Consider the following 24,356-nt stretch of genomic DNA (forward strand, 5'->3'; position numbering starts at 1 on the left):
GCTATCCTTCTGAAATGGTAAACGGCTCTTTGGTAATTCGGTTTTTCTGTCCGGTATCCCTGTGAACCGTCCGGACCTCACCTTCCCCGTTACGGAAAACGGTGCTGACCATATTAACGACACGATTATCGTAGGTAATCCTTGAAACAACTTCAAAAAAACGGGTTTGCAGGGTCAGCCCCGTAGTCTTGAGCCCGAGACCGGCAAACTCCGGTAAGGCGAGGAAATCCTGAAGATTCCCGAAGGCTTCCTCTTCCCGCTTTTCCAGGACGGAGGCAATCGCCGCCTCGGATAATTCCTCGTGCAGGCTTTGCAGCACGGGACCAGTCGCGGTGTTGACGTTGATTCCTGCGCCACTGACCGGCAGAGCCGCCACATGGGGTCGCAACGCCTGGTAGATTTCTTCGGTCATGCCCTCGATCAGTCGCAGCTCCGTGACGTCAACAAACGGCTGGTTACCGGCACGATAACCGGGATCGGCCATCAGGTACTGGCCATCTTCGGCACCATAGGCGCTGATGGTCTGGTCATTGCTGTCAATCCAGTCGATCAGGGCATCAGCGGTGATACTGGTGACGCCCAGGACCATGAGAAGTCGGGTGAACCGATCCTTCGCCAGGGTGTCCACCTGCCCCGCCGGAGTAACAAGATCGTTCAGGTTGAACCGGCCGCCAAGATCATCTATCTGCACCTCAACCACACTGTTGCCATCATCCAGGGGAAGGATGGCCGCGTTCATCGCCCAGAACTCATCGAGGCTATCGACCATCGAGCCGTCTTCCTTGTCCTCCTCGAAATCCCGGACCAGGATACGTCGGGCGAAGGCCTCGGCACCCAGGGCGATACTCTGCCCCTGCTGTTGGGCCAGGTAATGCCCGGCCTGGAATACCCGGATGTTAAGTTGCTGGGTCATGCCTGAGGCAAGCATCACCACCAGCGCCATGGCCAGTAGTACCATCACCAGGGCGACACCGCGCTGCCGGTTTCCGGATGGGCGACCCCGAAACACTATCATCCCGCAGCTCCACCCGGCTGGGTAGTGGTTTCCTGGCCTGGTTGCTGCTCCGGCGGCTGTTCGGGTTGTTGTTCGTCCTCTTCTTCCTCGTCGGTTTCGGTGGCGGCTTCATTTGCCTGGTTGACCAGCCCCTGGGCTGCCGCCGGGTCAAAGTCCGGCAGGGCAAAAGTACGGACCAGCTCGCCAAATCGCTCGTGTTCTATGGTGACTTCAATGCCCAGGGGAAACGGGAATTCCGGGCGGTCGCCGGGGGTCAGGCCAGCCAGGTCATCATCCGACGGCCAGTCTTCCTGCCAGCTGCGTTCGCTGTTCATGAAACGCACCTCAAAGGCGGTAATGTCCTCAAGGAGCAGAACGTTCTCGCTGTTGTCTTCCTGGCCCTGGTCCACCGTGGGCCAGTAGCGCCGGAAGAGCTCGGTACCGGTGTATTCCCAGCCTGCCCTCTGGAGCCCGCTGCGTCTCAGCCCCAGCGGGTTACGCCAGCCCTGGCGGGTCAGCAACAGGGCATAGCCTTCCTCGCGGCTGGTCAGTGCCGGCTGAAAGTCACCGTAGACATCCCGGGCGGAACGATTCACCACCTGGGTGATGTCCCGTTCCAGGAGCAGCATGGCGCGCTGGATGCGATCGAACTCCTCGGCCAGCTCATTGACCCGGTCCCTTGAATTGACCACGCCGTTAATGACCTGCCAGACACCCAGACCGATCACTGCAGTGATGGTTACCGCAATCAGCACTTCCATGAGGGTAAAGCCGGACTGGCGCATCACTTCTCCCCCACGAACGCGGAAAGCGTATGAAGCGGCACCGGATCACTGACTTCATCGGTGTACTTGGCCACGGATACTTCTATCCGCCGCATGGTGGGCTCAGCCGTGGCTTTTACTGCTGTCGTTACCTGCCACCGGAATGGTCCGTAATCCGTGTCGGTGGAATTCTCGGAGATGCCGGGAAGCTCTTCGTCGAGGCGGATGGCGTTAATGCGATTGTCCGCGATCCAACCGGCCAGGGTCTTGTCGCGGATGCGTTCGAAACTGGAAATATACTGGCTGCCCACCTCGGCTGCCGCGGTGGCAATCAGGCCGAAAACCAGCAACGCCACCAGAACTTCAATGAGGGTAAAGCCACGGGCGCGTTCCATCAGAGCTCGTCCTCCGAGCCGGGCTTGCGCCAATGGATACCGGTTACTCCGTCCGACTCGAGCACATGCATGTAGTCGGTGTTGCTGCCCGGGGTAAACTCGACCTGGAACGGCGTGGTCTCACCACTGGAGAAAAATACGATATCGGGCAGTTCGCGATCCTCCTCGGACGCCAGCCTGGGGGCATCGTTTTCAATGTATTCGGTCGCCACCAACCAGTCCGGGAAAGCCCTGGCCTGGAAAATCCGTTCGCCGGAAGCTTTCCACTCGGCGTTCCGGTCCTGGAAGGCCACGAACTGGTAACCACCGTCTTCCAGCCTGACGCCCATCTCGAGATTGTTGAGCACCGCCTGTTCAGAGGCGGTTTGCATCAGCAGATAAAGCTCCCGGACCTCATTTTCCAGCTCCCTCTGCTGGGAACTGCCTCCCATGGTGAAGACCGCGAGGGAGGCCAGGAGCCCCACTACAATCAGGACAACGAGGATCTCTATCAGCGTAAAGCCGCTTTGCGTTGTCCTGTACTGCACAGCCAATCAGCCCTCGGTTTTCCAGACGCTGATGTCGGCAGCATCACCGTCACCGCCTTCCTGACCGTCAGCGCCATAGGAATACAGATCGTAGGGGCCTTCGGTGCCCGGGCTTACATACTGGAACTGGTTACCCCAGGGATCTTCCGGAACGCTCTTGAGATAGCCATCCTGGTTCCAGTTCTTCGGCTCGGGACTGCCGCTGGGCCTGGATACCAGTGCCTCCAGACCTTGCTGGGTAGAGGGATAGTGGCTGTTATCCAACCGGTACAGGTCGAGAGCGCTCTGGATGTTCTTAAGCTGGGTCTCGGCGATGGTTACCTTGGCCTGATCACTCCGCCCCATGATGTTGGGCGCCACGATGGCCACCAGCAGGCCCAGGATGACCATCACCACCATGATTTCAATCAGGGTGAAACCGCGCTGTGTGAAGCGTTTGTGCATAGTCTTGCTCGTCATTTTCTCACTCGTCGTTGCTATGGATTCCTTTCCCGGAATAGAACTGCCGGGCCCCCGGGGCCCGGATGTCAGCCAACCAGGTTGCTCATATTCAGGATCGGCAGCATGATTGCCAGCACGATAATCAGCACCACCACACCCATGACCAGCAGCATCATCGGCTCAAACAGGCCAACAATGGCGGCAATCTTGGACTGCAGGGTGTTCTCCTGCATCCGGGCGGTTCGTTCCAGCATACTATCAAGTTCGCCGCTGGCCTCGCCGCTGGCAATCATGTGCAGCATCATCGGCGGGAAATAACCGGTCTGGTCCAGTGACCGGTGCAACGACCCGCCTTCGCTCACCTTGCGGGCAGCATCCCGTAACCGTTCCCGAAGGTAATCGTTGGATAATACCTCACCGGCAATTCGCATGGCTTCCACCAACGGGACACCACTGGTGGTCAGGATACTCAGCGTGCTGGCATAACGGGCGGTATTCACCCCCCGCACCATGCCGGAAACGAGCGGCAAATGGAGTAAACGCTTGTGGAACCGTTTCCGGAAACCGGGTTTGCGCAAGGCAACTCGAAAGCCGATCAGAGCCACTATCAGGATGATCAAAAGGTAGACACCATAAGTGCCGAGAAATTCCGACATGGCCAGCATGGCCATGGTCAGTGCCGGCAGCTCCTGGCCCTGTTTCAGGAACACCTCGATGATGTCCGGAACCACGTAGGTCAGCAGGAAGACCACGATGGCGATGGCCACGAAGCTGAGAATGATGGGGTAGATCGCCGCCAGCTGAATTTTCTGACGGGCTTCCTGCCGGTTCTCCGTGTAATCGGCCAGGCGATTCAGCACCAGGTCCAGGTGCCCGGCATGCTCGCCAGCGGCGACGGTGGAGCGGTAAAGGCGGGGAAACGCCTTCGGGAATTCGCCCAGGCTGTCTGCAAGGCTGTAGCCCTCCATGACTTTGGCCCGGATGGCAATGAGCATGCTGCGGATCCTCGGCCTGGAGGATTGCTGTGCGGCTGCACTAAGGGCCTGCTCTACCGGTATACCGGACTGGATCAGCGTGGCCAGCTGACGGGTCACCAGCGCGAGATCAGAGGCGGTCAGTGAACCCCGGCCACTGAGCGGACTGGCGCGGCGCTGTTTTTCCACCGCCGGCTCAACCGCCAGCGGCGTCAAGCCCTTTTCGCGGAGTTGCTGGCGCACAGCCCTCGGGGCATCGGCCTCGAGCACACCGTGTTTCTGTTTGCCTCGCGCATCCAGTGCCTTGTATTCGTATGCTGGCATGGGTTACTGGCTCCGGTGGGTTACACGGAGAACCTCTTCTACCGTGGTGACGCCATCCAGAATCTTCTGAACCCCATCCGCATGAATACTCGGACCGCCCTTGCGGGCTTCTCTTTCCAGCTCAAGTTCACCTGCGCGTTTGTGGATAAGCGAGCTGATTTCCTCGTTGATCTCCACCACCTCATAGATACCGATACGCCCCCGGTAGCCCAACTGGTTACAGTGTTCACAACCTTTGGCGCGATAAATCGTCGGCGGATTGGCGGGATCCTGCTGCAGGAACTCGCAATGCTCCTCGCTCGGCGTGTAGGGCTCCCTGCATTCCCGGCAAAGCACCCGAACCAGGCGCTGGGCGACGATGCCCACCAGGCTCGAGGAAATCAGGAAGGGCTCGATTCCCATGTCCATCAGACGGGTAATGGCGCCGACCGCCGTGTTGGTGTGCAGGGTCGAAAGCACCAGGTGACCGGTCAGACTGGCCTGCACCGCGATCTCGGCGGTTTCCAGGTCCCGGATCTCACCGATCATGACCACATCCGGGTCCTGGCGCAGGATCGCCCTCAAGCCCCGGGCGAACGTCATGTCCACCTTGGTGTTGACCTGGGTCTGGCCAATTCCCGGTAGGTTGTACTCGATGGGATCCTCGACGGTGAGGATGTTCCGGCTGCGGTCGTTGATCTCCTGCAGCGACGCATACAGCGTGGTGGATTTACCGGAACCGGTGGGACCGGTCACCAGCAGGATGCCATAGGGTCGATAGATCAGTTTGCGGAGAACCTTGAGGTCCTGCCCAGCCATACCGAGCGATTCCAGACGGATGGAGCCGGCCTGTTTGTCCAGCAAGCGCAGTACCACCCTCTCGCCGCTGGAGGATGGCATGGTCGAAACCCGGATATCCACTTCCCGGCCGGCCACCCGCAGGGCAATCCGGCCGTCCTGGGGAATCCGTTTCTCGGCAATGTCCAGCTTGGCCATGACCTTGATCCGGGATACCAGCAACGGCGCCAGCGCACGCTTGGGCTGCACCACTTCCCTCAACACCCCATCGATCCGGAAGCGCACTACCAATTGCTTCTCGTAAGTCTCGATATGAACGTCCGAGGCATTGGTCTTGACCGCCTCGGTCAGGATGGCGTTGATCAGCCGGATGATCGGGGCATCGTCTTCCTGCTCCAGCAGGTCTTCCGTCTCCGGCACCGAATCCGCCAGCGACGCCAGATCCATGTCGTCGCCGATGCCCTCGACCATCTGCATGGCCTCGGCGGAATCACTCTGGTAGGCCGCATTCAGCGCCTGGTCGAAGCGAGCGGGATCGATGGCCGAGAACCTGGCCCGGCCACCGCTGAGACGATTGGCCTCCGCAACCGCCGAGTGGGACGCACCAGGGCGTACCAGGATGACCGGCTCGCCGTCTTCAGAACGCGTCAGGATCACCCCGTTGCGTTTGGCAAAGGTAAACGGAAGACGTCCCAGCGGAGCATCCTGCGGCTGAACTTCGGTCTCGGTGGTCAAGGTCGTCCTCGTTTTCGTCAGGCAATCTTCTTGTCGGTAACCCGGGCCTCATCAGCCCGGAAACCCTTTTTGATTCAACTAATTCAGAAAGGCTACCACAGGATATGGACCCGCTGAATAACTCTATACACTATACTGCCACTAAAACGTTGCAGTCTGATAACCTGTGGCCCTTTTAATGGCCCACCAAGCACTCAGGATGATCGATGCTGTCAATTCACCCACGGCTCCCCATGGTTCTCGCGACAGTTGCCGGAGCAACCATGCTGGCGGTTACAGCCTGGCAGGGATACCGGTTCTGGCAGACAGAAAGCCAGCCAACCCTCTCTGCCACCGGCCATCCGGCTCAACAATCCCTGCCGGGTACCCGGGAGGTTCCCGATGTAGATTTGGCAACCCTCACCCTGTTTGGTTCCCCCAACGCCGATAGCGAGCCGGCCGAGCTTGATACCGAGAACCTGCCCGAGACCAATCTTCGGCTTTTCCTGCGCGGTGTGCTTGCAGCCAGCGGTGAATTTCCCGGCAGCGCCCTGATCGAGGACGACAAGAGCAAGACTGAGGTTTACCTGGTGGGTGACGAACTGCCGGGCAATGCCACCCTGCGGTCCGTATTCCCTAACCGGGTGATAATCGAACGCTCCGGCAAGCTGGAGAATCTGTACTTCCCTGAAGAGGCCAATCGCTCCGGCATGTCGTTTACCGCAGACGACCAGGCCGAGCAAGCCGAAGCAGAGGCCTCTGCGTCAGGCCAGTCCACCACCTCGCCCACCACCCCGAGCGCCGATGAGCAACGGCGTGAGGAAATCCGCCGGCGTCTCGAACAGCTCCGGGAACGCCTCCGGAACAACAACTAGGTCCAGCCATGACGACGGCAGCGCCAGGACTGTGCCGCCGCTCCGGCTGGTCAACTCGTTCGCGCTGGAAGGAACTCAACAAACGCCTGGACCAGTCCCTCCGGCCGTGACGGATCCGACAATGGGATGGCGGCAAATGACACCCCGAATGTCGTCACCCGACAATGACGGGCCGATCTGAACCGCTAGAATGCCAACCGGACCAAGAATTCAGACGGAGTACTGCCATGAGACGCTGGAACGGCTGGGGCGACGACCAGTTTTCACTTGAATTGCCAAAGGAAGGTCAGGCCTTTCTCGATGAACGCATCGGGCAGGGACAACCATTGAGTGACGCAACCCTTGAAGCTGTTTGTGCCGGCGTGCCCGAATCCCGGATTTCTCCCGCCCCGGAGATCCAGCATCTGGTCGACCTATCGCCTGAGACCCGAGTCCGCCATGCCCGGGGCCAGAGCCTGCCCGACTGGCTGGCCATGCGTAGTGGCGACATTGGCCGGTTCCCGGACGGCGTTGCCCTGCCCCGCTCCAGCGAGGATGTCCAGGCACTACTCAGCTATGCCCAAAACCATGGCGTTCAGCTGATTCCCTACGGCGGAGGCACCAGCGTCGCCGGTCATGTCAATCCGGCCGACACCGACAAGCCGGTACTGACGGTCAGCCTTGCCAACATGAACCAGCTGACCGATCTGGACCGGGAAAGCCAGATCGCAACCTTTGGTGCCGGTACCCCCGGTCCCCTGGTGGAATCCCAGCTTCGTGCCCACGGCTACACCCTGGGCCACTTTCCGCAGTCCTTCGAACTCTCCACGATCGGCGGCTGGGTGGCTTCCCGCTCCAGCGGCCAGCAGTCCCTGCGTTACGGCCGGATCGAGCAATTGTTTGCCGGTGGCCGGATCGAGACACTAAAGGGCACCCTGGAAATACCCACGATCCCGGCTTCCAGCGCCGGCCCCGACATCCGGGAGATGATCCTGGGCTCGGAGGGCCGCATGGGCATCATTACCGAGGTGAAGGTCCGGGTCAGCGAACTGGCGGAAAACGAAAGCTTCCATGTGGCCTTCTTTCCCGACTGGGACAGTGCCCGCACCGCCTGCCGGAAGCTGGTCCAGCATCGCACCCAGCTTTCCATGCTTCGCCTCAGTAACCCGGTGGAAACGGAAACCCAGCTGGCATTGGCCGGACACCCGGCCCTGATCGGACTGCTGGAACGCTTTCTCGCCTTCCGGGGCGCTGGCCAGGGCAAATGCATGATGACCTTCGGGGTTACCGGCACCCGGCACCAGTGCAAGGCGTCGCTCGCCCAGGTCAAAGCCATCTGCAAGGAATATTCCGGCGTCTACACCGGCACCCGCATGGGCGAAAAGTGGGCGGAGAAACGCTTCGCCATGCCCTACCTGCGTGAGGCGCTCTGGCAAATCGGCTATGCGGTGGACACCCTGGAAACCGCTACTGACTGGTCGAACGTGGACAACCTGATGCATCTGATTGAATCCAATCTACGTGACGGCCTTTCAGGCGAGCAGGAACGGACCCACGTGTTCACGCACCTCTCCCATTTCTATGGCCAGGGCTGCAGCATCTACACCACATACGTGTTCCGAGTCGGTGACAATTATGAGCGGACCCTGCAGCGCTGGCAGAAACTGAAGCACTCCACTTCCGAGCTGATCGTCAACAATGGCGGCACGATCAGCCATCAACATGGCGTGGGCAAAGACCATGCGCCTTACCTACCGGTGGAAAAAGGCGAGCTGGGCATGGAAGCCATCCGGACCCTGTGCCACCAGTTTGACCCGGACACCCTGCTCAACCCCAAAACACTGGTGGAGTAACCCATGGCCAGAAAGGGAAGCCTTGCAGACCTGACCACGGCCAATCCCGAATTCGATGTGGTGGTGGTCGGTGGCGGAATCACCGGCGCCGGTGTTGCCCGGGAAGCGGCGGGCAGCGGCCTCCGGACCCTGCTGGTGGAACAGAAGGACTTTGCCTGGGGCACCTCCAGCCGTTCCTCCAAGATGGTCCACGGAGGCCTGCGCTACCTTGGCAGCGGCAACCTCCGATTGGCCCGGGAATCGGTCACCGAACGGCAGCGCCTGATGCAAGAGGCGCCGGGGCTGGTGGACCCACTGCCCTTTGTCATGCCCCATTTCCGCAAAACCTTTCCCGGCCCGAAGCTGTTTCAGCTGCTGCTTGGCATCTATGATCGCATCGCCGGCGTCAAAACCCACCGCTACCTGAATCATCGCGAAGCCCTGCAATGGGTGCCCTGGCTCATCTCCGAGGATCTGAACGGCGCCAGCCTGTTCATGGATGGTGTGACCGATGATGCCCGCCTGGTGCTCCGGGTCCTGGACGAAGCCCGTCGGGACGGCGCAGTCTGCCTGAACTACACCGAGGCCAGAACCCTGCGCCGGAACGAAGGCCGGATCAGCGGTATTGAACTGGTGGATGCCGAGGACGGACATGCAGTGACGGTCAAAACACCGCTGGTCATCAACGCCACGGGCGCCTGGGCCTCGACGCTTCAACAACAGGTAAACGCCTCGGAACCTCTCCATATACGGCCACTACGGGGAAGCCACCTGGTGCTTCCCTGGCACCGGTTGCCGGTTTCCTGTGCCGTCTCGCTGCTGCATCCTGACGACCGGCGGCCGGTGTTTGCCTTTCCCTGGGCGGGAACAACGGTGCTTGGCACCACCGATCTTGATCACCAGGGCGATTTGAATAACGAGCCCGGTATTACCCCGCAAGAAGTGGACTATCTGATGGCGATTGCCGGGCGGCTTTTCCCGTCCTCCGGACTGGAGCACACGGATATTCTGTCTACCTGGGCCGGCGTGCGCCCGGTGGTGACCGATGGGACCGGCAAGGCCGCGTCAAAGGAAAGCCGGGAGCATGTGCTGCGCGAGGACAACGGCCTGGTGAGCATTGCCGGCGGTAAGCTCACGACCTTCCGGCGCATTGCCCGGGAAGCACTTGAACTGGGTCTGGGCGAGCAGCGCCGGAACCTTCTACGCCCTGACTCCAGCCCGGTATTCACCCGGCCGTCGCCACCAAATCGGCCGGCCGGTATACCGTTCCTGACCTGGCAGCGCCTTCTGGGCTGGTATGGCCCCAATGCGGGGACCCTTTGTGCAGCAGCCAACCCGGCGTCCGTCGCCCATACCGGCGTGCTGTGGGCGGAGCTGGCCTGGGCCTGCCAGCATGAGCAGGTGGTTCATCTCGATGATCTGCTGCTGCGCCGGGCCCGCCTGGGGCTAGTGTTGACGGGCGGGGCAGCCGAACTTCTGCCGCAGATAAGACGCTATTGTCAGCCACTGCTTGGCTGGTCCGACCAACAATGGGAACAGGAAAAAACGCGCTACCTGAAGCTGTATCACCAAGCTTACAGCTTGCCGGCGGAGGGTGAGTGACATGACCGAAACACCTCTGATCCTGGCCATCGATAACGGCACCCAGAGCGTTCGGGCGCTGCTGTTCGACACCCAGGGCAATCTGGTTGGCAAGGGCAAGCAGGACATCGAGCCCTATTTCTCGGAACAACCCGGCTGGGCCGAGCAGCATCCGGATTATTTCTGGGAGAGCCTCGGAGCAGCCTGCGACAAGCTCTGGCAAAGCACCGATGCCAGTCCCGAACGGGTGGCCGGCGTCACCGTCACCACCCAACGGGGCACCGTCATTAACCTGGACCCAAACGGCCACCCCTTGCGCCCGGCCATCATCTGGCTCGACCAGCGCCACGCCCGCGTTGACGGGCCGGTCAAGGGCCCCTGGGGCTGGCTGTTCAAGCTTGCCCGCCTGGAAGACACCATTAACCGGTTTCGCGAGAAAACCCAGGCTAACTGGATCGCCCAGAACCAGCCGGAAATCTGGGCAAAAACCCACAAATTCCTGCTGCTGTCCGGTTATCTCAACTTTCGCCTGACCGGGCAATACCGTGACTCGACCGGCAGCCAGGTAGGTTATTTGCCGTTTGACTACAAGAAACACCGCTGGGCAGGCAGCCATGATTTCAAATGGCAAACCATGCCCGTACGACCAGACCAGCTGCCGGAACTGGTGGCTCCCGGTGACCCACTCGGCCAACTAGTTCCGGAGGCCGCCCGCCACCTGGGCGTACCGGAGGGGCTTCCCGTCATTGCAGCCGCCTCGGACAAAGCCTGTGAAGTTCTGGGTTCCGGCGGTCTGAGCCCGGACATTGGCTGCATGAGCTATGGCACAACGGCAACGATCAACACCACCAGCCCACGATACGTGGAGCCTGTGCGCCTGATGCCGCCCTATCCGGCTGCTCTGCCCGGGCATTATTCCACGGAGGTGATGATCTACCGTGGATTCTGGATGGTCAGCTGGTTCAAGCGGGAGTTTGGTCTGAGAGAACGGAAAATTGCCGAACAGCAAGGCATTGAGCCGGAGGTCCTCTTCGACGAACTGGTGCGGGATGTGCCTCCCGGCTCCATGGGACTCATGCTGCAACCCTACTGGTCCCCGGGTGTGCGCCAGCCGGGACCGGAAGCCAAGGGTGCCATCATCGGTTTTGGTGACGTTCATACCCGGGCCCACATCTACCGGGCAATCCTGGAGGGCCTCGCCTACGCCCTGCGCGAGGGCAAGGAGCGGATTGAGAAGCGCAGTGGTGTGCCCATCCGCAGACTCCGCGTAGCCGGGGGCGGCTCCCAGAGCGATGCGGCCATGCAATTGACTGCGGATATTTTCGGACTGCCCGCCGAGCGCCCCCACACCCATGAAACGTCCGGCCTGGGCGCTGCTATCGACGCGGCCGTGGGACTGGGCCTGCACCAGGATTTTGAAACCGCCGTCTCGGCCATGACCCGTGTTGGCGAATGCTTCCAGCCCGATCCGGAGACCCACGCGCTGTATAACCGGCTCTACTCCGAGGTGTACCTGGCCATGTACCCTAGATTGCAGCCCATATACCGAAAAATTCGTGACATAACAGGCTATCCCCGCTGATAATTTACTCGCCTGTTCGTCGTCTCCTGCGGGTCAGTATTTTCCAGCAGACCCGAGCCGAAAATTTCGCAGTGGTATAGACTTGAACCCTTGAAAGTCTGATTGCAGAAGGCCCATGTCACGGTACCAGAACCAAGCCCAAAGAACCGACCTGCCGATTGCCCTGCCGCAAGTCGTCGGGCTTGTTGTTGTCCTGGTTTCCCTGCACCTGATTGCCCGCCACGATTTCCTGCTTTTCCATACCCTCGTGGAAATGCTCCGTATTGTCGTGCTGGCAGGACTATTTGCGCTTGCCTGGCATACACGACATTGGGCCACCAACAGCTTTCTCGGAGTCATCGGCACCGCCGCCATCTTCATCGCATCCCTTGAGCTGCTCCATACTATTGGCTACAAGGGCCTCGGCATTTTCCCCGACGATGACGGCAACCTGCCGACCCAGTTGTGGATCGCCTTCCGCTACCTTGAAGCTGTCGCTTTCCTGATCGCGGTGATGGCTGTGAGGTGGCGTATCAGCCTGATGTTACCCTTCGCGGTCTTTGGCTCGGCCGCCGTGATTCTCGGGCTTGCCGTATTCTCCGGACTATTTCCGGACAGCTACCTGGAAGGCAGCGGTCTGACGCCCTTCAAGGTTACCTCTGAGTACATCATCGCCGGGATCTTCGCGGTCACAATGATATGGCTCTACCGCCAGAGACGGCGCTTCGCCACACCGGTCTTCTACCTGATCCAGACCTCTCTGGTATTCAACATCCTGGCGACCCTGACACTCACCCGGTATGTCAGTGTCTATGGCCTTGCCAACGAACTGGGCCATTATTTGCTGCTGGTGTCTTCTTACCTGATCTACCGGGGCGTACTGGTAACCGGCCTGATCAGGCCCTACCAGTTTCTCTTCCGGGACCTGAAACGCCATGAAGAGCACCTCTCGGAACTGGTCGCCGAGCGCACTGCGCAACTTGCCCGCAGCGAATCCCTGACCAGAACCTTCATCGAACATTCGCCCGCGCTCATCTATCTGATGGATGCAGAGGGCCGCGTGACGCTGACCAATCCTGCATTCCGGAAGCTGCTTGGTCTTGAAGGTCAACACATCCTGGGCAAGAGCATTTTTGACGTGTTTCCGCCCGCAGCGGCGGCATCGATCAGCCGCCAGGACCAGCGAGCGCGGGAACTGGCCAGGCCAATCACCGTGACCGACATCGTAAACTTCGAGAATGAGCCGAGGATGTTCGAGGCCGTGCACTTCCCGATCCTCGATGAAAACGGCCAGCTATCCGGAAGCGGAGCCATTGCAACCGATGTCACCGACCATCGCCGGACCCAGGCCAACTACGAGCTGATGGTTCAGGCTGCCATGGATGGTCTGCTGGTGATGGATTACGAGGCAAACTTCATCCAGGTCAACCGTGCAACGGAAGAGATCACGGGATACTCCCAGACCGAGCTGCTGGAAATGAACATCCGTGACCTGGAAGTGGATCTGGACGCCGAAGCCATCGAGCGCTCACTGGATCAGGTCATGGTTGAGGGTTCAGGGCGTCTGGAAAGCCGCTGGCGCCATAAAGATGGCAGCATCCGGGATGTGGAAATCAGCGCCCACGTCTTTGATGGCACATTCACCTCGGGCTTTTTCTCCTTCGTGCGGGACATCACCAAGCGCAAGTCCAACCTGGCCCGAATCGAGTTTCTCGCCCACTTCGATCCCCTGACCAGGCTCCCGAACCGCGCCCGGTTCGAGGAACTGGTCAATGACCGCCTGGACCGTGCCGGATCTTCAGGCAGTCGCTACGCCCTGGTTTATCTGGATCTGGACAACTTCAAGGACATCAATGATTCACTGGGCCACACCGTCGGCGATAACCTGCTGAAGGAAGTAGCCCGTCGTCTGGGCACCCTCCCCCCGGAAACCCATGTCATCGCCCGCGCATCCGGGGATGAGTTCATGGTGCTGGCCAAACTCGGGCCCGAAGAGAAATCCTGTGTGCATGAAATGGAGAGGCTTCACCAGTTGTTCGCCAACAGTTTCGCAATAGAAGGACACCATCTGGCAACTTCTGTCTCCATGGGGGTCGCCCTGTTCCCGGATGACGGTGATGACTTCACCACGCTATCCCGCAATGCCGATACCGCCATGTACGCGGCCAAGATGGAGGGAAGAAACACCTTCCGCCGGTTCGATACCACCATGCAGGAGAAGGCCTTCGAGCGGCAGAACCTGCTGGCCAAGCTGCGCGGAGCCCTGGAAAGAAAGGAAATGGAAGTCTATTACCAGCCCCAGATGGACCTGGCCACGCGCAAGATCACCGGCGCGGAGGCGATCTTGCGCTGGAACAATCCGGAGCTGGCGTGGGTATCCCCTTCCCGCTTTATCCCGATCGCCGAAGAAAGCGGCCTGATCGTGGAAATTGGCGAATGGGTACTGCGTGAGGCCTGCCGGCAGGGCCAGGCCTGGCTGGAGAGCGGAATGCCGCCGATTACCCTGGCGGTCAACCTGTCTGCGATTCAGTTCCAGCGGGGGGATCTGTGTGACAAGGTCGGCGGGATACTGGACGAAACCGGCTTCGAAGGCCGTTACCTGGAACTGGAACTGACCGAATCCGTACTGATCGGCGACCATAAACGGGTGGTAAAGACGATTCAGGGGCTTAAACAGCGCGACATCCATCTTGCCATCGACGACTTCGGTACCGGCTATTCCAGCCTTGCCTACCTTAACCGCTTCGCGGTGGACAAACTCAAGATCGATCGCTCGTTCATCCATGACATGGGCTCGGATCCCAATAACTCATCGGTCGTGCTTGCGATTATCCGCATGGCGCACAGCCTGGGCCTGAAAGTGATCGCCGAAGGCGTAGAGAACGCATCCCAGCTGGAGCAGCTCGACAGGCTCGCTTGCGACGAGGTGCAGGGTTATCACCTCGGCAAGCCCATGCCTGCTACCACGTTTCAGCGTCTTCTTTCCAATGGTGTCATGACACTCCCCGATTGAGTGCCTCGAAGCTTGCCTGCAACAGCTCGCACACTTCCTCGTCCGTCACCGGATTAAAATTCCGATAGAACTGGCCGACATAATTGAACTCTGCCGGCTCCTGCAGGCAGATGCAGTGATCCACCATTTCCCCGTATTTGTCGGTCGTGCCTTCCGGCCCGGCCGGAATGGCCACAATCAGTGATCTGGCTCCGGCGTTTCTGACCATTTCGATCGCCAGGTCCATGGTGGCGCCGGTTGCGATGCCATCGTCGACGAGGATCACCTGCCGGCCCTGAAGATCCGCTGTCGGAGCATAGCCTCGGTAGGCCTTTTTGCGCTCGTAGATGACGCTGAGTTCCAGATCCCTTACCCGTTTTATCTGCTCCGAAGTGATCGCCAGCGAACGCACCAGCTCCGAATTCAGGTGCGGTATCCCGTCCTCTCCCACTGCTCCCATGGCCACCTCCGGCTGCCATGGCACCCCGAGCTTGCGAATGTTCAGGAAATCCAGCTGCAAATTCAGCTGACGGGCAATTTCGTAACCGATGGGAACTCCTCCACGGGGAAGCCCCAGAACCACGGCGTTGGACTCAATATTCATCTCTGCCAGCACTTCAGCCAACCGGGCACCGGCGTCCTTCCTGTCCTTGAAGCGAGTTTCAGCCATCCTTGCCTCCATGATCCCGTTCCAGTTCCTTTCAAAACATAGTAGCGCCAAGCCAGCTCAACCGGAAATTTCTATACCGGCAATCATAGGTACAACCCGCTCCTTCCTGATGGCTATTTTTTGATCCAGATCTACCACGCTCAGAAATTCTGGACCTATAGTTATCTTACACAGAAGAGCAGAAGGGGTAGGCAAGGCCACCAACGCCCTGCCAGGTAGTTGCCAATCGACGGCTTCTGTCCGGATTTGTATTAGTTACGGTGCTCCGGCGTAACATCTTCAATGGGTGTGGCCATGATGTATTTGCACAACTACAGAAAAGCTTTTTTTGGAACCCTCCTGACCTCTGCCTTCCTCGCTGGCTGCGATGGCAGCTCGTCCAACTTTGGCAGCTTGCCGGATGTCATTGATAACGGAGGAACGATCCCCCAGGCCGATATTTCCCCGGCCGTACTAGATAGTGCCGCGTCTTTCCTTGGCGCCGCCACCGGAAAAGAGATACCGCTTTCGGTGGATTCAGTCATTTTTATCAACTCGGCACTGGGACTGAACGATGTCCCCAATGATCCGCAGAACCTGTTTGGTGACTTGTGGATGATCGTACGCGATGCCTATGGCGCTCCTGTGCTGGATACCCAGGGCTGCGTACAACCCATCGCCTCGGAAACAATCACGCTTCCGGACGGCACCACGACTGACACGGTGCCAATGGTCATTGATACTCTGGAAGAAGAGCCGGTTTGTGCAGTGGAGGAAGGCTACGAGCAGTACACCATCGAACTGGAGATCGGACGTCTGAACATGGTTCGCACCATGACCCAGAATCCGACCGTTTTCGCTCGTGCTCTGGAAGAGGCCATCAAGAACATCAACGCCTCCGAATCGATCAAACTTGACCCTGCCGGGCGGCTGATCCTGGTTTCCAGTGATCCGGTCACCGGTTTACCGGTTGAAAACACCATCGACTCTCCGCGTGAGAACCTCGCCCTATACAATGCACTTCTCAAGGAAGGTCGGATTGCTGGTTTCGGCCCTGAGAAACACGAGGGCGGACAGACCATCGCGCCTCAATGGCTCGAGATCCGGGAGGACCTGGACCTCGGTGACCTCGCCTATTTAAGGGACGGCACGCCAGGGCGGGACCATGGCGTTGATTTGCATGATGGCTATGCCGATCTGTCACAAGCCGTTCATGACCGGCAACTGGATTATGCAACCCAGACTTTGAGCTACATCCAGTATTATGACGACGGCAGCGCCTGTCATTACCGTGATGAGACAGGATATGCCTGGGAGCAGGTATTCGGCCTCGAAGATTACAATGGGGTGAACATCAACGGCTTCATGACCCATGCGGACGACGCCCGGCGCACCATCGTGTTTATGCACGATGTTATCCAGGATATGCCGGAAGCACCGCTGCAAACCCTGCCCACAGCGGACGGAAGGTTTGACCTGATGCACGCTGCCGCTTCCTTCCTTGGAGGTGCCTCCAATAAGAGCGTGCCCCTGACCATTGACGGCCTGGTGTTCATCAATACCGTGCTTGGCCTGAACGAGGGCGTCGACTTTACCAACAAGGGGGAAGTATTTGGTGACCTTTGGGAACTGGAACGTGATGTGAATGGCGTTCCCGTACTGGATGAAAATGGCTGCCCCCAACCGATCTCGGTTAACGGTGGGTTCGTTCCAATGGTACTCGACCCGGATTCCGGCGAATGCGAGATCGTCGAAGGCTTTGAGGATGAAGTGATTGAACTGGAGCTTGGCCGCCTGAACGTGGTTCGGGTGGCGCTGACCAATCCGCGGGTTCTCGATCGGGCGCTGTATGATGTTGTCGAGAACTCCATCAACAATTCGGTTGGTCTCCAATTGGATCTGTCTGGTCGCCTGGCCTATGGCGTAGAAGATGCCGAAGCCGGCACTGTAACCTACAAGACTGTAGACTCACCCCTGGCTGGCCTGGCGATGTATTGGGCACTCATGCGCTGGGGCAGCCTGGAGGGCGATGTTGAGATCATGGTAGACGGAAGTTGGGTGACCCATACGCTCGTAATTGATGACGCTAGCTTCACTGATGTAACCCTTGCGGAAGCCGGGTTAGAGTTTTTGAAAGCGGATAGCTCCAGTAGCGGTGTCGGACATCTCCCGAGCGGTTACGTGGACTACAGCACCTTCACCCACACCACCGAAACCATCTACTCGGGTGCCGAGGTGGATTTCGTGGAACGTCAACCGGATGATCTCAGCTGTGCCTACGGCGACCGCACTGAAGACGTGTGGGAGCGTGTGCTTGGTAGCGACCAATACAGCGGTGTAAATATCGAAGCTTTCGTCAAGCAGGCTGAAGATACCCGCAATGTCATTCAGTTCATCCACACGGTGATTCAGGATCCATTGCCGGAAGCCATCTGACATAAACCGGACTTCAAACCCCGCTTCGGCGGGGTTTTTCATTCTATCCGGCCCACGTCATGCCTGCCTCCCGGATAATGGGTACTGCACCATGATCCGGTTACGCCCCTGTCGCTTTGCCCGATAAAGCGATCGGTCACAGATTGAAAGCAAATCACGAACCGTCACAACCTCGTCCATGCAGCTGACCACCCCGGCGCTCAGGGTGACCCGGAAATCCTGACTCTCATCACCGACAAAGCTCTCGTTTTCAATGGCGCGCCGGAGATCTTCCGCCACCTGGGCCGCGTTCTCAAGGGACGTCTGTGGCATCAGTATGAGAAATTCCTCACCTCCGGTCCGGGCTACCACGTCGGATTTTCGCACCCTGCGCTGGATCAGCTCACCGAACCGCTTCAGGACCGCATCCCCGACCGGGTGACCGTAGGCATCGTTGATTGCCTTGAAGTGGTCGAGATCAACTGCAACCAGGGAAAACTCCCCGCCATAGCGATCCTGCTGGGCGGCAGTCTCTTCCAGTTTGCGCAGGAAGTAGCGACGATTGAATAGCCCGGTAAGCTCATCGGTAACGGACAGTCTTTCGAGCTCCAGCTCCAGGCGTTTTTCATCGTCAATATTCATCACCATACCCTGCCAGACCACCTTGCCATCCGGCTCCTGCTCTGGCTTGGCCACGCCCCGAAGCCAACCGGTCATTCCGCTGTTGATGACCCGGTAATCGCATTCCCATTGTTCGAGAGTACTGAAAGAGTCGGCAATGGAATCATGAACAGCCTCGCGATCTTCAGGGTGAATATGCTGGAAAAGCAACTCAGCATCGGAACAGGCTTCCTCCGGTGTAATTCCAAAGAAATCCTCGACCTTCCTGCTCATATACGTGAAGTAGTAGCCGCCGTCCGGTTCCATGACAAAGGTGTAGATAAGGCCCGGCAGAGACTCTGCCAGTTGCGACAGCCGGTGCTCGGTGACCTTCTCTTCGGTTACATCGAGATGGGTTCCCATGAGCCAGCGTGGTTGATCAGTATGCGTACCGTGTAGCAGCATTCCGCGGGTATGGATGTAACGCCAGTCACCATTCTTGTGCCGCATCCGGATGACACACTCAAACTGAGGCCCTTTGCCATCCAGGTATTTCTTTAGAGCTTTCCACGCGAGGGCGAGATCTGCCGGATGGCACAGGCGTTCCCAGGTACCAAAGGTCACCGGAGCAAGCTCATCGAGGGTGTACCCCAACATGCCCGCCCAACGTTCGTTAAAGATGACATCGTTGGTGTCCAGGTTCCATTCCCAGGTGCCTGCACCGGTGCCATCCAGTATGGCCTTAAGACGGGTTTCCGGAGATAGCTGCATCCTTTCCCTCTGACCTGGCATTTCCGGTCGCCCAGCGCTCCCCCATATCTAAAGGCGGACGCGATCCGGCGACCTCAAAACCGAACAAACATTCAGACTAATAAGTGTAGCTGAAAACGGGATGCACAGACGGGGATTCGCATTACGCCGGGCTCAGTCGGCAGGCCGCATACTTGAACTCCGGAATCTTCCCGTCCGGGTCCAGCGCCGGGTTGGTAAGCAGGTTGGCCGCCGCTTCCACGAAGGCAAAGGGTACGAACACCATGCCCTCGGGCATGGTCTGATCGGCTCGTGCCGTCAGGGTGATGCTGCCGCGCCGGGTGACAATATGGATTGGGTCTCCCGATTCGACACCAAGGCGAGTCAACTCATCGGGCGCAAGGAAGGCCGCTGCTTCTGGCTCCCGCTCATCCAGTACCCGGCTGCGACGGGTCATGGCGCCGGTGTGCCAGTGCTCCAGAAGGCGTCCGGTGGTTAGAACGATGGGATACGACTCATCCACCGGCTCATCCGGCGGCAGCGGCCGGGTCGGCGAGAACCTGGCCCGCCCCCCGACGCGAGGGAAGGCATCGGAGAAGACCACATCCTGCCCTGGTGCGTCGTCGGCGGGGCATGGATAGGTCACGGAACCTTCGCGTTCCAGGCGGGCCCAGGAGATATGATCGAGCGAATGCATGCCCTGCTTCATCTCGGAGAATACCTGCTCGGGGCCCGCGTAGTTCCACCCCAGCCCGAAACGGCGGGCCATTTCCTGGATAATCCACCAGTCGGGTTTTGCCTCACCGGGCGGCGCCAGAGCGGCACGGCCCATCTGCACCTGCCGGTTGGTGTTGGTGACGGTGCCGGACTTTTCCGACCAGGCGGCGGCGGGCAGGATGACGTCGGCAAACTGGGCAGTCTCGGTGACAAACAGGTCCTGCACCACCAAATGTTCGAGAGCCGCAAGCGCTGCCCGGGCGTGGGTCAGATCCGGGTCAGACATCGCAGGGTTTTCGCCGAGAATGTACATGCCCTTGATTGTCCCCGCCAGAATAGCGTTCATAATCTCGACAACGGTGAGCCCCGGTTCAGGATCAAGTTTCGTGCCCCAGAGTTCTTCAAAAGCGGCGCGCAGCTGGGTGTCTCCCACCGGTTGGTAGTCGGGCAGGACCATGGGGATCAGGCCGGCGTCCGAGGCGCCCTGAACATTGTTTTGCCCCCGCAAGGGGTGCAGACCAGTGCCGGGCCGGCCGGTGTGGCCGCACGCAAGGGCCATTGAGATCAGGCAACGGGCGTTGTCGGTACCATGCACATGCTGGGAAATGCCCATGCCCCAGAAAATCATCGCCCGATCGGCGCCGGCATAGGCCCGGGCCACTTCGCGAATGGCTTCCGGTTCAACGCCACAGAGGGAGCTCATCACCTCCGGGGTCATGTTCGAGACACTTGCTGCCAGTGCCTCGAAGCCCTCGGTGTGGGCATCGATGTAGGTTTGGTCAAACAGCCCCTCATCGATGATCACGTGGAGCATGGCGTTGAACATTGCCACGTCGCCTCCCGGCGAGAAACGCAGGCTGCGCCAGGCGTAGGCGTCCAGTGCCTGGCCCCGGGGATCAATGATGATGAGTTTGGTGCCGTTTCGCGCCGCCTGTTTGAAGTAGGTGGCGGCCACCGGATGGTTAACGGCCGGGTTGCAGCCGGTGAGGATCACCACATCCGCCTGAAGCGCCTGCATGAACGAGGCGGTGACCGCGCCAGAGCCCAGACACTCCATTAACGCCGCCACGGAGCTGGCGTGACAGAGCCGGGTACAGTGGTCAACATGGTTGGAACCAAAGCCCGTACGCACCAGTTTCTGGAACAGCCAGGCTTCTTCGTTGGAGCACTTGGCGCTGCCAAAGCCGGCGAGCGCGTCAGCGCCGTATTGTCCTTTAAGCTGGGTTAACCCGTTTGCTGCCAGATCCAGCGCCTCTTCCCAGCGTGCCTCTCGAAAGTGGGTTAACGGATTGGCCGGATCAAAGTCGGGATCAAGACCCTTGGGGACGCCCTCCCGACGGATCAGCGGGCGGGTAAGACGTGCCGGGTGTGATGGATAATCAAAGCCGAAACGGCCCTTCACACACAGCCGGCCCTGGTTTGAGGGCCCGTCTTTGCCTTCGACAAAGAGAATACGCCCTCGCGGCTCGCCTGCCTTTAGTTGCGCATGGGAAGGCTCGTCTTTCACGTGATAGGTCAGCTGGCAACCCACCCCGCAATAGGGGCAGACGGAGTCGACGGTGCGATCGGCCATGGTGGAGTCTCCGCGGCCCTCGGCATCAATCAGGGTGGCGGGCATCAAAGCCCCGGTCGGGCAGGCCTGCACGCATTCGCCACAGGCAACACAGGTGCTGTCCCCCATGGGATCATCGAAATCGAACACCACCTTGGATGCGGCGCCACGGTGCGCCAGACCAATGACGTCGTTGCCCTGAACCTCGCGGCACGCACGCTCGCACAAGCCGCAGGTGATGCAGGCGTCCAGATTGACGCTCATGGCGGAGTGACTGGTGTCATGGCCCCGGGCATGGGTCAGCGAATCCGATCGAGGCACAACATGGTGAACCGTGGGCTCGTCGCGATCCGAACGGGCCGGGAGGCGCTGGCGAACGGCGCTGGCATCGATAGCCAATTCATCCGCCGTATGCCACAGGTGGCTAGACTGGTCCGGACTTTGCGCTCGCTCGGGCTGATCGGCCAGCAGCAATTCCAGTACCCCCCTCCTGGCTTCCTGGGCACGGGCGGAGCCTGCACTTCGCACGACCATGCCGGGCGCTGCCTCGCGGATACAGCTTGCGGCGAGCACCCGCTCCCCTTCGATCTCCACCATGCAAGCGCGGCAATTTCCATCAGCCCGGTAACCTGGCGCGTCTTTGAAGCACAGGTGCGGAATGGTCTCGCCAGCGCGCTTGGCAACCTGCCACAGGGTTTCGCCGGGGTAGGCCTGAACTTCAACGTCGTCGAGCGTCAGGGTAAAGCTTGCGCTCATGGTTGCCTCCCCTAACCTTTCGCTATCAGGTTGCTGCTGGCGAGTTCGCTGCGGAAATCTCGCAGCAGACTCAGCACCGGATTGGGTGCGGCCTGGCCGAGACCGCAGATGGAGGCATCGGTCATTACTCTGGCCAACTGTTGGAGCGTCTGCTCATCCCAGGTGTCGCGTTCCAGCAACGTGAGCATTTTCTCGGTGCCCACACGGCAGGGAGTGCACTGCCCGCAGGATTCATCCGCGAAAAAGCTCAGAAGGTTGCGGGCTGCCGCGGCCAGATCGTCCTGTTCAGACAGAACAATCACCGCAGCAGAGCCGATGAAACATCCGTGCTCCTGCAAGGTATCGAAATCCAGGGGAATATCTGCTTTGCTTGCGGGCAGTATGCCGCCGGAGGCCCCGCCGGGCAGATAGGCCAGCAGGCGATGCCCTTCCGCCATGCCGCCGCAGTATTCCTCTATCAATTCATTGAGGGTGATGCCCGCGGGGGCGAGGTGAACCCCGGGCCGAGCGACCCGACCAGATACAGAAAAGCTTCGAAGGCCGCGACGACCATGCCGCCCCTGACTGGCGAACCAGTCGGCGCCCCCGGCGTGGATGCGCGGGATCCAGTAGACCGTCTCGACGTTGTTGACCAGGGTGGGCTGGCCAAAAAGTCCTTTCTGGGCAACGAAAGGCGGGCGATGGCGTGGCTTGCCGGGTTTGCCCTCCAGGGACTCGATCAGGGCGGATTCCTCGCCACAGATATAGGCTCCCGCTCCCCGACGCAAGATCACGAAGCCCGGGTTGACGATTGCGGCTGCTTCCAGCTCGGCAATGGCCTCTTTCAGCACACCCTGCAGGCCGGGGTACTCGTCCCGCAGATAAATGTATAAGGCCTTCGCCTCAACCGCCCAGGCGCTAACCAGCGCGCCCTCCAGGAATCCATGGGGTTCACGTTCCAGGTAATAGCGATCTTTGAAAGTGCCCGGTTCCCCTTCGTCGGCGTTGATCACTGCGTAGCGTGGCCCCGGCTCGGCCCGCACTGCCTGCCACTTGCGGAAGGTAGGAAATCCGGCGCCGCCGAGGCCGCGCAGGCCGGCATGCTCCAGTTCCTTCTCCAGCGATTCGAGGTTCACCCGGCCTTCACGGCAATCTGTTAGCAGTTGGTAACCACCGGCCGAACGATAATCCGACAGACGTTGCCAGGAGACGCCCTCTGGCTGGACCTGCCTCTGCTCTAACGCGGCCCCAACATTCTCGGCGTTGGCATTCAGCACATGGTGCTGCCCCACGGCCACCACGGGCGCAGTGTCGCAGCGACCCATACAGGGCGCGCGCTTTACCCTCACAGTTTCGGGATCAGCTCCTTCAGACAGCGCCTGATGCAACGCCTCCGCTCCGGCCAAACGACAGGAGAGCGAGTCACACACCCGTAAAGTCAACGCAGGTGGTGGCGTTTGTTCGTCGTGAATAACGTCGAAATGGGCGTAAAAGGTGGCCGTTTCATAAATGGCGGCCATGGGCTGATTCATGAAGGCTGCCAGGGCCCGGAGGCGAGGCATTGAGAGGTGACCATAGGTGTCCTGCAGTGCGTGCAGGTGCTCGATCAGGCGATCCCGGCGGCGTAAAGACGGATCGTTGCGTTCGTCACCGATCAGGTCCCGCAGCTCCGACAATACGGCGGGTTCCAGTTGGCGACCACGAGGTGCAGAGCGCCGGGGTTTGACCTTCTTTTCGTCTGTTCTCATTGTTTTTGACCAGGCCCTGAAACACACAAAGACAGCCTTGTTGGCTAGCCTGACTCTTTACGAGCTATTGAAGCATATCAGGGTGTGGTGCCACCAGACGATCGTAAACTGATTGGATAGGAAAACGGCCCTAACCTGCAGTTTCGGACTGCTGGAAATCAAGAGGAAATAATGGAGGCGCGGGTCGGAATCGAACCGGCGTACACGGAGTTGCAGTCCGCTGCATAACCACTCTGCCACCGCGCCGGGGAAAGCCTTTGATGCTGGCTTTTGCTCTCAGGAGGCATTGAGAGACTTGAATTGTGATTTCCAACCGGCTGACCGGAGAGAAATTGGAGCGGGAAACGAGATTCGAACTCGCGACCCCAACCTTGGCAAGGTTGTGCTCTACCAACTGAGCTATTCCCGCTCTGTGTTCAGAGGCATTGCCTCGTCAACGGCTGCGTATTCTACGGATTAC

At 59.6% G+C, this 24,356-nt stretch carries 17 protein-coding genes and 2 tRNA genes; 6 read left to right on the forward strand and 13 right to left on the reverse strand.

The window, feature by feature from the left end; translation table 11 throughout:
* Window position 1 precedes the first annotated feature (1 nt).
* The 7 genes from gspK to gspE form a co-directional block, all read right to left on the reverse strand.
* Window positions 2-1,015, reverse strand: a complete 1,014-nt coding sequence (gspK, locus tag BM254_RS16310) for a type II secretion system minor pseudopilin GspK (protein WP_092006240.1) — start codon at window positions 1,013-1,015, stop codon at window positions 2-4.
* Window positions 1,012-1,779, reverse strand: a complete 768-nt coding sequence (gene gspJ / locus BM254_RS16315; RefSeq protein WP_092006243.1) for a type II secretion system minor pseudopilin GspJ — start codon at window positions 1,777-1,779, stop codon at window positions 1,012-1,014. Before gspJ ends, gspK begins: the two co-directional genes overlap by 4 nt.
* Window positions 1,779-2,153, reverse strand: coding sequence for a type II secretion system minor pseudopilin GspI (gspI, locus tag BM254_RS16320; RefSeq protein WP_092006246.1), 375 nt, complete (start codon window positions 2,151-2,153; stop codon window positions 1,779-1,781). Before gspI ends, gspJ begins: the two co-directional genes overlap by 1 nt.
* Window positions 2,153-2,680 (reverse strand): type II secretion system minor pseudopilin GspH, encoded by a 528-nt coding sequence (gene gspH, locus BM254_RS16325; protein ID WP_092006332.1) that lies wholly within the window; start codon window positions 2,678-2,680, stop codon window positions 2,153-2,155. The genes gspI and gspH overlap by 1 nt, the downstream gene beginning before the upstream one ends.
* A gap of 6 nt (window positions 2,681-2,686) precedes the next feature.
* Window positions 2,687-3,139 (reverse strand): type II secretion system major pseudopilin GspG, encoded by a 453-nt coding sequence (gspG, locus tag BM254_RS16330; RefSeq protein ID WP_092006249.1) that lies wholly within the window; start codon window positions 3,137-3,139, stop codon window positions 2,687-2,689.
* A 68-nt stretch (window positions 3,140-3,207) separates the two neighbouring features.
* Window positions 3,208-4,419 carry a type II secretion system inner membrane protein GspF gene (gene gspF / locus BM254_RS16335; RefSeq protein WP_092006252.1) on the reverse strand — a complete coding sequence of 404 codons (1,212 nt, stop codon included), beginning with the start codon at window positions 4,417-4,419 and terminating at the stop codon, window positions 3,208-3,210.
* 3 nt (window positions 4,420-4,422) lie between these two features.
* Window positions 4,423-5,931: a type II secretion system ATPase GspE gene (gspE, locus tag BM254_RS16340; RefSeq protein WP_092006255.1), complete on the reverse strand. Its 1,509-nt coding sequence runs from the start codon at window positions 5,929-5,931 to the stop codon at window positions 4,423-4,425.
* A 263-nt stretch (window positions 5,932-6,194) separates the two neighbouring features.
* On the opposite strand from gspE, the gene BM254_RS16345 reads away from it, so the two are divergent.
* The 5 genes from BM254_RS16345 to BM254_RS16365 all read left to right on the forward strand — a co-directional run bounded on the left by BM254_RS16345 (window position 6,195) and on the right by BM254_RS16365 (window position 14,751).
* Window positions 6,195-6,785: a type II secretion system protein N gene (locus BM254_RS16345; protein WP_245777464.1), complete on the forward strand. Its 591-nt coding sequence runs from the start codon at window positions 6,195-6,197 to the stop codon at window positions 6,783-6,785.
* Between the two features lie 227 nt (window positions 6,786-7,012).
* A complete protein-coding gene (locus BM254_RS16350; RefSeq protein ID WP_092006261.1) occupies window positions 7,013-8,617 on the forward strand; it encodes an FAD-binding oxidoreductase in 1,605 nt (534 codons plus the stop codon).
* Window positions 8,618-8,620: 3 nt separating this feature from the next.
* Window positions 8,621-10,198 carry a glycerol-3-phosphate dehydrogenase/oxidase gene (locus tag BM254_RS16355; protein ID WP_092006265.1) on the forward strand — a complete coding sequence of 526 codons (1,578 nt, stop codon included), beginning with the start codon at window positions 8,621-8,623 and terminating at the stop codon, window positions 10,196-10,198.
* Between the two features lies 1 nt (window position 10,199).
* Window positions 10,200-11,759, forward strand: coding sequence for an FGGY-family carbohydrate kinase (locus BM254_RS16360; RefSeq protein WP_092006268.1), 1,560 nt, complete (start codon window positions 10,200-10,202; stop codon window positions 11,757-11,759).
* 115 nt (window positions 11,760-11,874) lie between these two features.
* Window positions 11,875-14,751 (forward strand): EAL domain-containing protein, encoded by a 2,877-nt coding sequence (locus tag BM254_RS16365; RefSeq protein ID WP_092006272.1) that lies wholly within the window; start codon window positions 11,875-11,877, stop codon window positions 14,749-14,751.
* Here the strand turns inward: BM254_RS16365 and BM254_RS16370 are convergent.
* Window positions 14,732-15,400 (reverse strand): phosphoribosyltransferase, encoded by a 669-nt coding sequence (locus BM254_RS16370; protein WP_175497292.1) that lies wholly within the window; start codon window positions 15,398-15,400, stop codon window positions 14,732-14,734. The two genes, BM254_RS16365 and BM254_RS16370, sit on opposite strands and share 20 nt — an antisense overlap.
* Window positions 15,401-15,682: 282 nt before the next feature.
* Between BM254_RS16370 and BM254_RS16375 the strand changes: the two genes are divergently transcribed.
* Complete coding sequence (locus tag BM254_RS16375; RefSeq protein WP_092006278.1) at window positions 15,683-17,815, forward strand: hypothetical protein; 2,133 nt, start codon at window positions 15,683-15,685, stop codon at window positions 17,813-17,815.
* A 57-nt stretch (window positions 17,816-17,872) separates the two neighbouring features.
* On the opposite strand, the gene BM254_RS16380 is transcribed toward BM254_RS16375, so the two are convergent.
* The 5 genes from BM254_RS16380 to BM254_RS16400 all read right to left on the reverse strand — a co-directional run bounded on the left by BM254_RS16380 (window position 17,873) and on the right by BM254_RS16400 (window position 24,305).
* Window positions 17,873-19,165 carry a sensor domain-containing diguanylate cyclase gene (locus tag BM254_RS16380; protein ID WP_092006281.1) on the reverse strand — a complete coding sequence of 431 codons (1,293 nt, stop codon included), beginning with the start codon at window positions 19,163-19,165 and terminating at the stop codon, window positions 17,873-17,875.
* A gap of 142 nt (window positions 19,166-19,307) precedes the next feature.
* Window positions 19,308-22,169, reverse strand: coding sequence for a formate dehydrogenase subunit alpha (gene fdhF, locus BM254_RS16385; RefSeq protein WP_092006283.1), 2,862 nt, complete (start codon window positions 22,167-22,169; stop codon window positions 19,308-19,310).
* A gap of 11 nt (window positions 22,170-22,180) precedes the next feature.
* Window positions 22,181-23,896, reverse strand: coding sequence for an NADH-ubiquinone oxidoreductase-F iron-sulfur binding region domain-containing protein (locus tag BM254_RS16390; RefSeq protein ID WP_092006287.1), 1,716 nt, complete (start codon window positions 23,894-23,896; stop codon window positions 22,181-22,183).
* A gap of 172 nt (window positions 23,897-24,068) precedes the next feature.
* Window positions 24,069-24,142, reverse strand: a tRNA-Cys gene (locus tag BM254_RS16395).
* A gap of 87 nt (window positions 24,143-24,229) precedes the next feature.
* Window positions 24,230-24,305 (reverse strand) — tRNA-Gly (locus tag BM254_RS16400).
* Window positions 24,306-24,356: the final 51 nt, after the last annotated feature.

Source organism: Marinobacter pelagius, assembly GCF_900114925.1.
Classification (GTDB): Bacteria; Pseudomonadota; Gammaproteobacteria; order Pseudomonadales; family Oleiphilaceae; genus Marinobacter; species Marinobacter pelagius.